This window comes from Lentibacter sp., from assembly GCF_029254145.1.
GTDB lineage: Bacteria > Pseudomonadota > Alphaproteobacteria > Rhodobacterales > Rhodobacteraceae > Lentibacter.
Genome location: NZ_JAQWYD010000013.1, coordinates 1 through 12,790, shown reverse-complemented (window position 1 = coordinate 12,790; position 12,790 = coordinate 1). Strand labels below are relative to the sequence as shown.

The 12,790-nt window shown below is 56.5% G+C and carries 11 protein-coding genes and 1 pseudogene; 5 read left to right on the top strand and 7 right to left on the bottom strand.

What is annotated here, in order from left to right; translation table 11 throughout:
• Window positions 1–22: 22 nt before the first annotated feature.
• Together P8O11_RS01560 and P8O11_RS01555 are read right to left on the bottom strand one after the other, a co-directional pair.
• Window positions 23–505, bottom strand: coding sequence for a hypothetical protein (locus tag P8O11_RS01560; RefSeq protein WP_300290942.1), 483 nt, complete (start codon window positions 503–505; stop codon window positions 23–25).
• Between the two features lie 397 nt (window positions 506–902).
• Window positions 903–1,235, bottom strand: coding sequence for a hypothetical protein (locus P8O11_RS01555; RefSeq protein WP_300290940.1), 333 nt, complete (start codon window positions 1,233–1,235; stop codon window positions 903–905).
• 186 nt (window positions 1,236–1,421) lie between these two features.
• On the opposite strand from P8O11_RS01555, the gene P8O11_RS01550 reads away from it, so the two are divergent.
• Entirely contained in the window at window positions 1,422–2,651 is a 1,230-nt protein-coding gene (locus tag P8O11_RS01550; protein WP_300290938.1) for an acyl-CoA dehydrogenase family protein, read from the top strand.
• Between the two features lie 98 nt (window positions 2,652–2,749).
• Here the strand turns inward: P8O11_RS01550 and P8O11_RS01545 are convergent, their stop codons facing one another.
• Entirely contained in the window at window positions 2,750–4,837 is a 2,088-nt protein-coding gene (locus P8O11_RS01545; protein WP_300290936.1) for a hypothetical protein, read from the bottom strand.
• Between the two features lie 140 nt (window positions 4,838–4,977).
• Between P8O11_RS01545 and P8O11_RS01540 the strand changes: the two genes are divergently transcribed.
• Entirely contained in the window at window positions 4,978–5,670 is a 693-nt protein-coding gene (locus P8O11_RS01540) for a thiamine diphosphokinase (protein ID WP_300290933.1), read from the top strand.
• On the opposite strand, the gene P8O11_RS01535 is transcribed toward P8O11_RS01540, so the two are convergent.
• From P8O11_RS01535 to P8O11_RS01520, 4 genes are all read right to left on the bottom strand, one after another.
• Window positions 5,585–6,526 (bottom strand): DMT family transporter, encoded by a 942-nt coding sequence (locus P8O11_RS01535; RefSeq protein ID WP_300290931.1) that lies wholly within the window; start codon window positions 6,524–6,526, stop codon window positions 5,585–5,587. The two genes, P8O11_RS01540 and P8O11_RS01535, sit on opposite strands and share 86 nt — an antisense overlap.
• Before the next feature lie 215 nt (window positions 6,527–6,741).
• A complete protein-coding gene (locus P8O11_RS01530) occupies window positions 6,742–7,665 on the bottom strand; it encodes a DMT family transporter (protein WP_300290928.1) in 924 nt (307 codons plus the stop codon).
• An 86-nt stretch (window positions 7,666–7,751) separates the two neighbouring features.
• Window positions 7,752–9,128 carry an L-serine ammonia-lyase gene (locus P8O11_RS01525; protein WP_300290926.1) on the bottom strand — a complete coding sequence of 459 codons (1,377 nt, stop codon included), beginning with the start codon at window positions 9,126–9,128 and terminating at the stop codon, window positions 7,752–7,754.
• A complete protein-coding gene (locus P8O11_RS01520) occupies window positions 9,128–9,826 on the bottom strand; it encodes a glutathione S-transferase family protein (protein WP_300290925.1) in 699 nt (232 codons plus the stop codon). Before P8O11_RS01520 ends, P8O11_RS01525 begins: the two co-directional genes overlap by 1 nt.
• Before the next feature lie 187 nt (window positions 9,827–10,013).
• Between P8O11_RS01520 and rpiA the strand changes: the two genes are divergently transcribed.
• The 3 genes and pseudogenes from rpiA to P8O11_RS01505 form a co-directional block, all read left to right on the top strand.
• Window positions 10,014–10,802, top strand: a complete 789-nt coding sequence (rpiA, locus tag P8O11_RS01515; RefSeq protein ID WP_300290923.1) for a ribose-5-phosphate isomerase RpiA — start codon at window positions 10,014–10,016, stop codon at window positions 10,800–10,802.
• 10 nt (window positions 10,803–10,812) lie between these two features.
• Window positions 10,813–12,168 (top strand): glutathione-disulfide reductase, encoded by a 1,356-nt coding sequence (gene gor, locus P8O11_RS01510; protein WP_300290921.1) that lies wholly within the window; start codon window positions 10,813–10,815, stop codon window positions 12,166–12,168.
• An 88-nt stretch (window positions 12,169–12,256) separates the two neighbouring features.
• Window positions 12,257–12,790, top strand: a pseudogene (locus P8O11_RS01505) (HflK protein); the annotation flags it as partial.

Genomic DNA, 12,790 nt, shown 5'->3' with positions numbered 1-12,790 from the left:
GGCCAAGATGGATTTGACCCATTCACTGGTGGGTGTTGAAATTGATCAGGCGGCAAAAGACCAAGGTTAGGGGGACACCATTGTCGTCTCGAACACCTGCCATGAGCTTGCGATAGCTGCCGCTGATAACACCTTGGTTCCATTGTGCATGAAAGGCTTGGTCGGTCACGCTGTATACTTGGGGTGTTATGGCTGCATGAGATAGCCTGATCACAGCGACATCATTCGTGTCAAACTTGTCGAAATGGGCTTTCAGATCAACATCCTTTGAAAATCCAAGAAGTTTGGCGGCGAGGCTTTCGTTGCCGACGGAATGGGGCCGCGCCATGATGTCATCGGTTTGCAGGGGATAGTAGAGATCAACTTGGTCTTTGATCCAATCAAAGTCTTTGAGCTGAAAGTCGACATGCACCAACCAGTCGAGAACATCGTCGATACTTGGGTGATAGCCCTGCTCGGCCAAGAGCTTGGCTTGCGCGTTTACGGATGTTTCGAATTGGAGCATGGAGCCGCTTGGAGCGCGGTCAGCTGCTAGTGCATTGACTTAAAATAAGGGCTGGCCTTCCGAGAAGTAGCTTAGCGGCACGCTGAGTTTGCGCGACAGCTTATCGATGGTTTTGAAGGGAATGGGCCGGTTGTTTGATATCTGGGCGTGCAGAGTTGAATATTTGAGCCCAGAGGCCTGACAGGCGGCGCTCAGGGTAACACCTTTGAGCTTACATAAATCTAGAACTTTTTGACCAATCATGGCTCATGTTTCCACATCTGTGGATATTTGCAAACTATTTTGACTCGGGCTCAAGCACTGAGCAGGTCGGGCATTGCAGGCTGACATTCAGGGCCTGATTTATGAAGCCACCGGAGTAAAAACGTGCCGCATCCTGATGATGAAAATTCTTCAATCAGTCGTTGGTTGGCGGAGGCTGATCCTGAGCGTCAGACCGCTCTTGGGCATAAGCTTCGAGTTGAGCTTTTAGCAAAGGCGGTAGCGACGAGTAGAGCTGCGCTATTGCAATATGGTTTGCAACTTTCGGATCATCCAAGAAGCGATCAAGGCTGAGGCCGAAAAACTCAGCGACTTTGATCGCGTCTTCTACAACCAAGGCACCCGTGTCATCTTGCATGAAGGTTTGAAGAGCCTTGAGAGGCACATTCGCGCCTTCTGCGACGGTCTCTAGGCTGTGACCTGTTTTGGCAAGTGTTTGGTTTAACGCGTCTTTAAATGAAATACCCATGCCGTATAGTCTCTGTCTGCATGACGATATCAAATAAAATTTTAACTAAATGGTGCGGGTTAGCGTCATTTTGCCGAAGCGGGTGTTTTTCGGGTACCAAAGGCAGGACGTAACGTGACATGCGTGGGGACTTTACTCTTGGGCAGGCACGGCCTTTTATCGGCTAAAGCCAAAGGGAGAGACGGTATGGATTTGGGACTGAGAGCGGAGAGTGCGGCGCTTTTGGAGCGGGTTAAGGCGATGATCGCGGATGAGATCATGCCGCTGGAAGCCGAGTATCATGCCGAGATCGGCAAGGGCGAACGCTGGAGCTACACCGAGCGGCAGGCCAAGATTTTGGAAGGTCTCAAAGCCAAAGCCAAGGAGCGCGGGCTTTGGAATTTCTGGCTGACTGACAGCGACAAAGGCTTGGGCCTGAGTACTGTGGAGTACGCGTATTTTGCTGAGGAAATGGGCAAGACGCCGATGGGGGCCGAGGTTTTTAACTGCGGAGCGCCAGACACGGGAAATATGGAAGTGTTTGAGCGGTATGGCACACCAGCGATGAAAGAGCAGTGGCTCAAGCCTCTTCTGGCGGGCGAGATTCGCTCGGCTTATTTGATGACGGAGCCTGACGAGGCCAGTTCGGATGCGACAAACATTGCGTTGCGCTGTGAGCGTGACGGCGACGATTATGTGCTGAATGGCGAGAAATGGTGGGCCTCGGGCGCGGGTGATCCGCGCTGCAAGGTCTATATCGTGATGGTGCGCACCGGCGGAGACGACGCCCCCAAGCACAAGCGCCATTCGATGATTGTTGTGCCTGCGGGCACAGAGGGTGTGGAAGTGCTGCGCCCGATGCAGGTCTATGGCAATGATGATGCACCTCACGGGCATATGCATATCCGTATGACGAATGTGCGCGTGCCTGCAGAGAATATGATTCTGGGCGAGGGGCGCGGCTTTGAAGTGTCACAGGGGCGGCTTGGGCCAGGGCGGATACACCATTGTATGCGCGCGATCGGGCAGGCGGAGGCCGCGCTTGAACTGATGTGTCGCCGTAGCTTGCAGCGCGAGGCCTTTGGCAAGCAGATCGCCCATCTTGGTGCAAATTATGACATCATTGCTAATGCGCGTATGGAGATTGAGCAGGCTCGCCTGCTGTGCCTCAAGACCGCTTGGATGATGGACCAAGGCGACATGAAAGCGGCTGCGCCATGGATTCACCAGATCAAGGTTGTTGCGCCTTTGATGTCTTTGAAAGTCATTGACGAAGCGGTGCAAATGTTTGGTGCGCAAGGGATTTCACAGGATACGCCTTTGGCCGCTATGTGGAAAAATGTTCGCACGCTTCGGCTCGCAGACGGGCCCGACGCTGTGCACCGCCGCCAAGTGGCGCGGGTTGAGCTGCGCAAATACACGCAGGAACGGATCTGATCTGCTCAAGAAAAAAGGGCGCCCGCTGAGGGCGCCCAAAGTTTAGAGCAGTCAAGGATCGTCAGGGGTAATGGGTAAAGAAGAACTCGTTACAACGTTTATGCGCCGGCGGCACGAGTGTTGGGGCGATAGGAAATATCCTCTGACGCCTCAAAACGTCCGCCGCCGAGCTTACGGATTTTGCCAGCGCGCAGAAGCTGGCCGAAAGAGCGCAAACGGTCCTCACGTGAGGTGTCGGCATGCTCTGTTCCACTTAGTTTTGACATGAGCTGAGGGCGCGAAAAGGCGTCTTGCCCCTCAACATAGGCCATGTAGGAGGCTGCAGCCTCAAGGACTTCGCCAAGATTTTGCGTGCCAACTTTTTCGATATATTCTGCGAAATCAGCGGAGCCTTTGGGCGCTTCGTTGTGTACCAGCGTCTGGGTGACTTTCACACGGCGCGGACGCACCGGGCCTTCGCGCTGGGGCGTATCGATGCGCTGCTCTGCAACAAGCTTGAGCGGCGCAGGGCGGCGCGCATCGGGGCGCGCTGCGTCTTGCGTGGCCACAGGGCGGCGAGGCCGCACGGCTGTTTCCAGATCATCGCGGTAGACTTCTGTGTCGCGCCCGTCTGCACCCAGGTCTCCGCCCATATTGCGCTCAGCCTCAGTGGCTTGCACAGCGGCGCGCAGATGGGCGATGGCGTTGCGGCGGCCGCGGCCTTCGTCTTCTTCTAGCTTGGTGTTGGTTTTGTCGAGGATGCGCCCCATCTGATCATCTGTCGAGGCGTCGACAAGGCGAGCGCTGCGCACGGCGCGCACCGCTGAGGAGACGGTGTTTTCTGTCGCGTCATCCTCATCAGAGAACAGATTTCCAGCTGTATCTGCGCCAGTTGATGCGCTCAGCTCCTCGTCGTCATAGTCTTCGTCATGCTCGTCTTCGTCGAAGTCAGCCTCATTGTAGCTGTCATAGTCATCGTCTTCATCAGCTTCGTCGAAGTGCGCGGCTTGGCTTTTGTTGCCTTGAGTGGCCTCGGCTTCAACGGCGGCCAATTCGCGCATGAGATCGGCTTCGTCTTCTGGAGAGAGAGATGAGGCGGTGGTTTCATCTTGCTCTTCTTCGATGAGGCCATCTGCAAGTGCAGCCTCGAAATCAGTCTTTTTCATTTTGATGACACGGGCGCGCAAAGGGGCCTCACCGTCTTCGTCTCCGACAAAGGCTTCTGGTTTTGGGGCGTCATTGGCAGGATCGGTTTCACCAGCGCTATCAGAGGCGCTGAGCTTGTCCAGAAGTGCGGCAATGTCGTCTTCATCATCTGTTGTGTCAGGAGTGTTTTGTGCGGCCTCAGCAGCCTCTGCAGCTTTTTGCGCTTTGGTCTCGGCGTCTGCCTTTGCTTTCGCTTCGGCCTCCGCTTTGGCTTGCGCAGCCTCGGCTTTTTCTTCGGCTTCAAGGCGCTCAGCTTCAGCTGCGTCTGCTGCCGCATCGGCGGCGAGGGCCGCTTCGATATCGTCCTGGGCGCTGCTTAGAAACTCTTCAGTGGCATCCTCGTCTTCCGTGAGAAAGTCCTCTGCATGTTCGTCTTCTGAATAGCCGTTTTCACCATCATGCTTACTCACCACATCGCGGATGCGCTGAAGTTTAGCGGCAACGCTGTCAGGGTCGGCTGTGGCTTGACGTGTTGCAGCAACAGGCTCGGGACGGGGCGTAGCTTCAGGGAGTGTATCGTCCGCCTCATGAGAGGCCTGACTCTCGGCCACAAGGGCGGAAAGGCCTGCGATGGACGTTTCGGGGCGTGCCTCTGCAACTGGGCTGGCCTCTTTGATAGGGCGCACCACTTCGGGTTTGGCAGCGCGCTCGTCTGCAACGGGTGCGGCGGCGGGCGCTTCCACCTCTGTTGCAGGCGCTTCGGGGGCTTTGGCGACAGGTTTTGTGGCCATGGGCAGCAAGCTTGCTGGGTCAGCGCGCAGAACAAAGGTGTTTTCATCGCGATGGGCTTCGACGCGGCGCGAGATTTCACGCTCAGCGATACGGGCCAGCATTTCGGCGTCAGGGCTTGGAGGCTCGGCACCAAAATAGCGGTCATCGGCAGCAAGATCGCGAAAATACTCCGCAATGGCTTTCATTGTTCCGAAAGAATCGTCGAATCCCTCCAATGTGCACGAGAATGTGCCATAGGAGACGGTGAGGATCTTGTTCGTGTTAACCATGTTCTTGCTCGCCACGTAATTTTATAATTGTCATAGTTAATGACAGCGCACGGCGTCGAAAGCGGACCGAATCTAAGATTTTTAGCGTATTATTTTGTGTCAATATTGTGGTGTGTTTCCTTCAAAAGGGTAAAAATCGGATGAAAACAGCCATTGTTCACGATCTGGAACCAGTTTTGCTGGTTGGGGGCGGGAGAAAGCGCAAAACGGGTCTCGAGGCGGCATCCGGGCTTTATCGGCGTGTTGTCGCAGCGGACAGTGGTGCAGACTGGTTGATCGCTCAGGGGCGTGAGCCGGATATGGTGATCGGTGATTTGGATTCTATATCGCCTGAGGCATTAACCCTGCTTTGGCCTGATCGTGCGTTGAAAGTTAACGAGCAAGACAGCACTGACTTTGAGAAATGCATGACGCGAATTGAGGCGCCCCTTGTGCTGGGGGTCGGCTTTCTCGGCGGGCGCGTAGACCATGAGCTTGCCGCGCTTCATGTGCTTGCAGCCTATCCTGAGCGGCGCTGTGTTCTGATCGGGGGAGAGGATATTGTCTTTCTGGCGCCGCCTCATCTGCGTCTTCAGCTTGAGGCGGGGACGCGCGTCTCACTCTATCCTTTGGGGCCGGTGCGGGGGCAATCGGAGGGGTTGCGCTGGCCTGTCGATGAGGTGTGCTTTGATCCTCGCCGTCAGATCGGAACGTCAAATGAGGCGCTGGGGCCTATTGAGCTGAGTGTCGATGCGCCAATGATGTTGGTTATTCTGCCGCTGTCGGAACTGGACGGGGCGATGGCGGCTCTTTTGGACTGCGGCGCTGGCTGGTCCCCTCAACGAACATTGTGAACAGGCCTGCTGCGATCGTGAGGCTCATGCCGAAGCTGGCCAAAGCGTTGGGCAGATCGGAGAAGATCAGAAGGCCGATGAGTGCGGCGATCGGTATTTCGACATATTGGATGGGGCTGACGGTTGCGGAGGGCGCGTAGCGCAGGGACCAAGTCATCAGAAGGTGGGCCAATGTGCCGAGCGCTCCGACTGCGAGAAGGAGGCCCCATTCGAGGCTATTGGGTGTTGCCCATGTCAAATCGCCAAGTTCTGCGGCGCTGCCAAGGACAAATAGTGGGAGCATGAACGCCGTTGCCATAAGACCGGAAATGAATTGTAGCCCGATTGGGTCCGTTTCTTGCGAAATGTGACGCGTAATGAGCATGAAGCCTGAAAAGAGCAGGGCGACGAGCAGGGGCAATAGGGCATACCGCCCGACGGCGGCAAAGCTTGGCTGGATCACAAAGAGTGTTCCTGTGAATCCAACGATACAGGCAAACAGGCGGGCGGCACCGACGGTTTCGTTGAGCAAAACACGGCCAAGGAAAAGATTGAGAAACGGCAGTACGAAAACGATGGCGATGGCGTCGGCCAATGGCATGTGGCGCAGGGCCGTGAACATAAGGCCGATCCCCGCCATATGAAGACCTGTGCGCAGGGCGCAAAACCCCAAGACGCGTGGCGATAGGCGCCAAGGGCGCAGTGAGAGAACAATGAAGGGCGCGAGCAAGACAACCTGAACAGCAAAGCGGAGCAGAAGCATTGGGCCAAGTGCCACGCTTTGACCTATGAGCTTTGCCACTGCGTCACCCAAAGGGGCGACGATACAAAAGCCGAGCATTAGGAGGATACCAAGGAGGGGTTTGTCATCGAACATAAAAGAAAGCTAGAACGGCGAATCTGTTCTGGCAACTTAAAGTTGAGCGTTGGGGGGCTGAAAAATATGTAAGGGTTGTGATGGAGTGGTCTCATCGGTGCTTTGCGACCGTGCAACCAAGTCAGAGGAGCCATCTGCATTGTGCTCTCAGCTGAGGCGCGGTCTTTGAGGTGTTGGCCCGTTAGCTTGCATGTCTAGCAGGTAAACAGCGTTTGTTAGGGCGTGTGGGGAACGTCAGTTTGTTGTGCCAGAACTTGCTCGGCGCGGCGCTCGCGGGCGAAGACATAGAGGCCTGCGCTGACAATGATGGCGATGCCAAGGAAGGTGAGCGCGTCGGGGATATCGCTAAAGACAAAGTAGCCAAGGGATGTGGCCGCGACGATCTCAAGATATTGTAGTGGCGCGATAGTGGCCGCGGGAGCAAATTTGAGCGCGAGGCTGATGAACAGATGCGAGATGGTTGATACAACACCGACACCGAGCAGCGTATAGACAGCGAGGCCATGGGGCATGGCGGGGTCAAGGGCCGTGTTTCCTGTGCCGTCAAAGGCGGAAAGCAAAGGCAGTATGAGGGCGCTGGCAGCGATGGCGGTGTAGGCTTGCAGTGTGATCGGGCTGAGGCGCTGCGCCATAGAGCGGGTCATGACCATATACAGAGCAAAACATAGGGCTGTGCCGAGGGGGTAGAGCGCGACAAAGCCGAGTTCTGAAAAGCTTGGTTGGATTACGAGGAGTGCGCCGCCAAACCCGACGGTACAGGCCATGATACGGCGCAGGCCGACAGCCTCGCCGAGAAAGAGTGCGCCGAGCAGCGTCAGGATGAAGGGTTCGACGAAGAAGATTGCAATGGCGTTGGCCAGTGGCATTTCGCGCACTGCGGCAAAGAACAGGCCTGTAGCAGCCATGATCAGAAAGCCCCGCACCAGATGCAGGCCAATTTCCGGGACACGGGGTCTGTGAGCGATACCAAGAACGAAGGCGACGGGGAGCAGCAGCAGCACTTGGATTCCGAAGCGGAAGCCGAGAATTTCCATCACCGGGATATAATCAGGCGTCGCTTTGGCGAAAGCGTCCATGTTCGGAGCGACAAGCGCGAAGGCGACCATGAAAGCGATGCCAAGTGTAGTGCGGTCTTGCATGAGCGGTCCTGTTTTAATGACAGGGTAGGGGCTAGGGCCCCGCAGTCTGGCTTAAAAACGACGCCAGACCACGCGGAACATGCTTTTTAGCAGTTGGGGACGTTTACGGCGAGGCCGCCGAGGGATGTCTCTTTATACTTCTCGCTCATATCGGCCCCTGTTTGGCGCATGGTTTCGATACAGGCATCGAGGGGGACAAGATGTGTGCCATCGCCACGCAAGGCGAGTGAGGCGGCAGACACTGCCTTGATTGCGCCAAGGCCATTGCGTTCGATGCAGGGGACTTGCACGAGACCTTTGACAGGGTCGCAGGTCATGCCGAGGTGATGCTCCAGCGCAATCTCTGCCGCGTTTTCGACTTGCTCGGGCGTGCCACCCATGACGGCACAAAGACCAGCTGCGGCCATGGCAGCGGCTGAGCCGACTTCGGCCTGACAGCCTGCTTCGGCACCTGAGATGCTTGCATTGAATTTCACGAGCCCGCCGATGGCGGCGGCCGTGAGCAGGAAGTCTTCGACGCCGCTTTCGGAGGCGCCTGGAACATGGTCAAGCCAGTAACGGATCACGGCGGGCATGACGCCAGCCGCGCCGTTGGTTGGTGCGGTGACGACTTGACCGCCTGCGGCGTTCTCCTCGTTGACGGCCATGGCGTAGGTGCTCATCCAGTCGTTGATGGTGTGGGGCGCGCGCTGGTTCATGCCGCGCTCTGCGATGAGCGCATCGTGGATACCTTTGGCGCGACGCTTCACAAATAGGCCGCCCGGAAGCTCACCCTCGGTTTCAAGACCACGGTTGATACAGTCGTTCATAACCTGCCAGAGGCGGGCTGAGCCGGCGCGCAGATTGTCGTGGCCGCCACGGGCGATTTCATTGGCACGTTTCATTTCGGCAATGTTCTTGCCAGATGTTTTGCACATCTGCAGCATTTCGGCAGCGGATTTGAACGGGTAGGGGATGGGGGGACCGTCATCATCGGTGGCCTTGCCTTGAGCGTGCTCATCGGAAGTCAGAACAAAACCGCCGCCAATGGAATAGTAGGTCTCGGACAAGATCACATCGCCCTGCGCATCTGTCGCGTGCAGGACCATACCGTTGGCGTGACCTGCGAGCGCTGGGCCATAATCAAAGAGCAGATCGTCTTTGGGCGAAAATTTGAGCGTTGGGAGGCCTTCAGGACTGATCGTGTGGGTTTCGCGGATTGCTTCAAGCGTGGCTTCGGCCTTTTCGTGATCATAGGTTTCGGGGACAAAGCCTGCGAGGCCCAGAATGGTCGCGCGATCTGTCGCGTGGCCTATGCCTGTGAAGGCGAGGGAGCCGTGTAGGCTGCCTTTGAGGCCTGCGAACTCAAAGGGTGAAGCGCGCATGAGATCAAGAAAGCGCGCAGCGGCAACCATCGGGCCCATTGTGTGGGAGGAGGAGGGGCCTATGCCCACTTTGAACATTTCAAACACTGAGAGAAACATTAGATGGCCGATCCTTCTGGGGGTGTGGCGTAGCTTGGCGCTGTGAATGGTGTTGGGCCGAGGCCTTCGGCTTTGATAGCCGCCTTCACGCTGGCGCGGCACTCGACTTGAGACGCTAAACGGGACAAATGCGGCGTGTCAGACAGAGAAAACCAGTGCGCAGTTTCTATTGGGTAGAGTGCAAGCCAACGTATCAGCGTTACGACATAGAGATCGAGGATGCTGGGTGAGGCGCTGGCAAACCAGCTGTGACCATCAGATGCAAGCCTGTCCAGCTTTTGCAAGTGTGTGGCGAGGCTCTTTTGCAGACCTGCACGCAGGGCGGCTTGGTGAACTGTGTCCTCGCCGATGTATTTGGCGGGATAAAAGAGCATGCGCAGCTCGGTGTGGAGCGTGTTTGAGACAAAGAACAGCCATTTTAGGAAGTTGCCGCGCGCGGCACTCTCGGCCGCTGAGGCAAGCTTTCCTTCGGTGTCGGCCAGCCAGAGAAGAATCGCCCCTGTTTCAAACAGCGCGCCGTGGGGCGTTTCGAGCACGGGAATGAGGCCGTTGGGGTTGAGCGCGAGATATTCGGCACTCTGCTGGGCGGCGAGTGCGCGGTCGACAAGTATGGTTTCATAGGGCAGTTCAAGCTCTTCCAGCGCAAGGCGGATGATGAGCGAGGCATTATCAGGGGCGTAATGGAGGCAATATGTCATGTGATGAAAAATGGGCGGTTGAGCGCCCAAAACAGATTACAAATGCGACATGCCGTGCAGAGCGAGCGGAAAAATAGAATTTTATCAGCTTTTGCGGCGGTTTTGGGGGCAAGAAAAAGAGGCTGCCCTCTCGCACCTGTCGCACAAGTTTTCTATAAGCAGAGCAGCGGAAAAAAGCGAGGCTGCCATGAGCGGAGAACTTTCACCGATTGATAAGGCCAAATTCGTTGCGGCCAAGCGTGCGGCGGAATTTGTCGAAGACGGGATGCGCGTCGGGCTGGGTACGGGAAGCACGGCGGCGTGGCTGGTGCGCTGTCTCGGTGAGATGGTGCGCGAAGACGGCCTCAAGATCAAAGGCGTACCGACAAGCACCCGCACAGCAGAGCTGGCGCGCGATGTGGGTATCGATGTGATCAGCCTTGATGAGGCGAAGTGGCTTGATCTCACGATTGACGGCGCGGACGAGTTTGACGGCGAGTTGAACCTCATCAAAGGCGGCGGCGGTGCTCTGCTTCAGGAAAAGATCGTGGCGACGGCCAGTGACCAGATGATTGTGATTGCGGATATTGGCAAAGAAGTAGAGCGGCTTGGGGCCTTTCCGCTGCCGCTTGAGGTGATCCCGTTTGGCTGGCAGACCACTAAAGCACTCATCGAGGAGACGCTTGTGAGCATGGATGTCCTTGGACGCAACACCACACTCAGGATGAACGGCGATGTGCCCTATTTTACGGATGAGGGGAACCACATCCTAGATTTGCACCTCAACCGTATTGGCAACGCGCGCCAGCTCAGCCTTGTGATGAACCAGATTCCGGGCGTGGTCGAGAATGGGCTGTTTCTTGATGTCTGTGACAAGGTTGTTGTTGGGTATGGCGACGGCAGGGTCGAAATCCGCGATACCAATGCGGGGACTGTCGAGATTGACCGTCTCGACTTTTTGGAAGACGACAATTTATTTACCGATTTGATGGACTGAGGAACGCGGCATGAGCTTTGATTATGATCTTTTCGTCATTGGCGGCGGTTCGGGGGGCGTACGCGCCGCGCGGGTGGCGGCACAGGGTGGTGCGAAAGTGGCTTTGGCTGAAGAGGACCGTTACGGCGGAACCTGTGTGATCCGTGGCTGTGTGCCCAAGAAACTTATGGTCTTTGCCAGCGAGTTTCCCGGTGCGATTTCGGATGCGCAGGCTTACGGTTGGGATGTGAGCCTCGGGGCGTTTGACTGGGGCGTGTTCAAGACGAAGCTTCACGCAGAGCTTGACCGCTTGGAAAATGTCTATCGCGGCATTCTCAAAAACAACGGTGTTGAGAGCTTTGATGCGCGGGCCAAAGTGGTTGGTGCGCATGAGGTTGAGTTGTCTGACGGGACACGCAAGAGCGCCAAGCACATTCTGCTCGCTATGGGGGGGCGACCTGTAAAGCCTGAGATGAAGGGTGCAGAGCACGCCATCACCTCAAACGAGATTTTCCACCTTGAGCGCTTGCCCAAGAATATGCTGATCCTGGGTGGCGGCTATATTGCCTGCGAGTTTGCTGGCATTATGAACGGGCTTGGGGTTGATGTGACGCAGTATTACCGCGGCGCGCAAATTCTGCGCGGCTTTGACGACGAAGCCCGTGGCCTTGTCTCTGAAGAGATGATCGAGAACGGTGTTAAGCTGCATTTGGGGACAAACATTCTTGAAATGCAGAAAGTGGATGGCGGTATCCGCGTGATCTCAACGAATGGACACGACGAAGTCTTTGAGCAGGTAATGTTTGCCACGGGCCGTGCGCCAAACACGCAAGACATGGGCCTTGAGGCCGTCGGTGTAGAGCTGGGCCGCAATGGCAAGGTATTGGTGGATGACTACAGCCAGACCAAAGTCCCGAGCATTTATGCCGTGGGCGATGTGACGGACCGTGTGAACCTGACGCCTGTGGCGATCCGTGAGGGTATGGCCTTTGTGGAGACGGTGTTTAACGGTAATCCGACAAAGCCTGACCACGCGCTTATCCCAACTGCGATTTTCACTCAGCCAGAGATGGGGACAGTGGGCTTAAGCGAGGAAGACGCGCGTGAGCAGGGGGCGATAGAAGTCTATTGCGCTTCCTTCAAGCCGATGCAGCAGAGCTTTGCAGGGCGCTCAAACCGTGTCTTGATGAAGCTGATTGTGTCTCAGGCGAGCCGCAAGGTTTTGGGTTGTCATATTGTCGCGCCGGGCGCAGGCGAGATGATCCAGCTGGCGGGGATTGCGGTAAAGATGGGAGCAACAAAGGAAGACTTTGACCGCACCGTTGCGGTGCACCCGACGATGAGCGAAGAGCTTGTAACGATGAAAGAGCCTGTGCGGCGCGCTTAATCCTTACCAAAAGGGTTGAAATGGTGGCGCAGACACACAAGTTAGGGCATAGCGACTTAAAGACTCAAAACAGAGGGGAAATCTCTAGATGGCGGGTAATTCTGGCGGCCCATGGGGCGGCGGCGGAAATGATAACGGGGATAACGGGCGCGACCAGCGGCCGAACGGTGGGCGCAGGCCTCCGAGCGAAGAGCCTTCGCCAATTCCTGAAATCGATGAATTGATGAAAAAAGGCCAAGAGCAGCTGCGCGTCCTGATGGGCGGCCGTGGTGGTGGAAATGGCGCGAACCGTGGTGGCCAAGGCGGCAGCGGTGGACCCGGGCTGAACCGTGGTACGATCGGCCTTGGGCTGTTGGTGGCCTTTGCGCTTTGGCTTTTCCAGAGCTTTTATACCGTGAAGCCAGAAGAACAGTCAGTCGAGCTTTTCCTTGGTGAATGTAATAGCCCATGCGTGGGCGGGCCGGGCCTTAACTTTGCGCCTTGGCCCATTGTGACAGCCGAAGTTATGCCAGTCACGCGTGAAAACACAGAAGATATCGGTGGTGGCACGGGTGCGGATGCGGGCCTGATGCTGACGGGTGACGAGAACATCGTCGACATCGACTTCCAAGTTGTTTGGAAC

Excerpts from the sequence above, each read along its gene's own strand:
- P8O11_RS01560 (WP_300290942.1), bottom strand. The coding sequence starts at position 505 with ATGCTCCAATTCGAAACATCCGTAAACGCGCAAGCCAAGCTCTTGGCC.
- P8O11_RS01555 (WP_300290940.1), bottom strand. The coding sequence starts at position 1,235 with ATGGGTATTTCATTTAAAGACGCGTTAAACCAAACACTTGCCAAAACA.
- P8O11_RS01550 (WP_300290938.1), top strand. The coding sequence starts at position 1,422 with ATGGATTTGGGACTGAGAGCGGAGAGTGCGGCGCTTTTGGAGCGGGTT.
- P8O11_RS01545 (WP_300290936.1), bottom strand. The coding sequence starts at position 4,837 with ATGGTTAACACGAACAAGATCCTCACCGTCTCCTATGGCACATTCTCG.
- P8O11_RS01540 (WP_300290933.1), top strand. The coding sequence starts at position 4,978 with ATGAAAACAGCCATTGTTCACGATCTGGAACCAGTTTTGCTGGTTGGG.
- P8O11_RS01535 (WP_300290931.1), bottom strand. The coding sequence starts at position 6,526 with ATGTTCGATGACAAACCCCTCCTTGGTATCCTCCTAATGCTCGGCTTT.
- P8O11_RS01530 (WP_300290928.1), bottom strand. The coding sequence starts at position 7,665 with ATGCAAGACCGCACTACACTTGGCATCGCTTTCATGGTCGCCTTCGCG.
- P8O11_RS01525 (WP_300290926.1), bottom strand. The coding sequence starts at position 9,128 with ATGTTTCTCTCAGTGTTTGAAATGTTCAAAGTGGGCATAGGCCCCTCC.
- P8O11_RS01520 (WP_300290925.1), bottom strand. The coding sequence starts at position 9,826 with ATGACATATTGCCTCCATTACGCCCCTGATAATGCCTCGCTCATCATC.
- rpiA (WP_300290923.1), top strand. The coding sequence starts at position 10,014 with ATGAGCGGAGAACTTTCACCGATTGATAAGGCCAAATTCGTTGCGGCC.
- gor (WP_300290921.1), top strand. The coding sequence starts at position 10,813 with ATGAGCTTTGATTATGATCTTTTCGTCATTGGCGGCGGTTCGGGGGGC.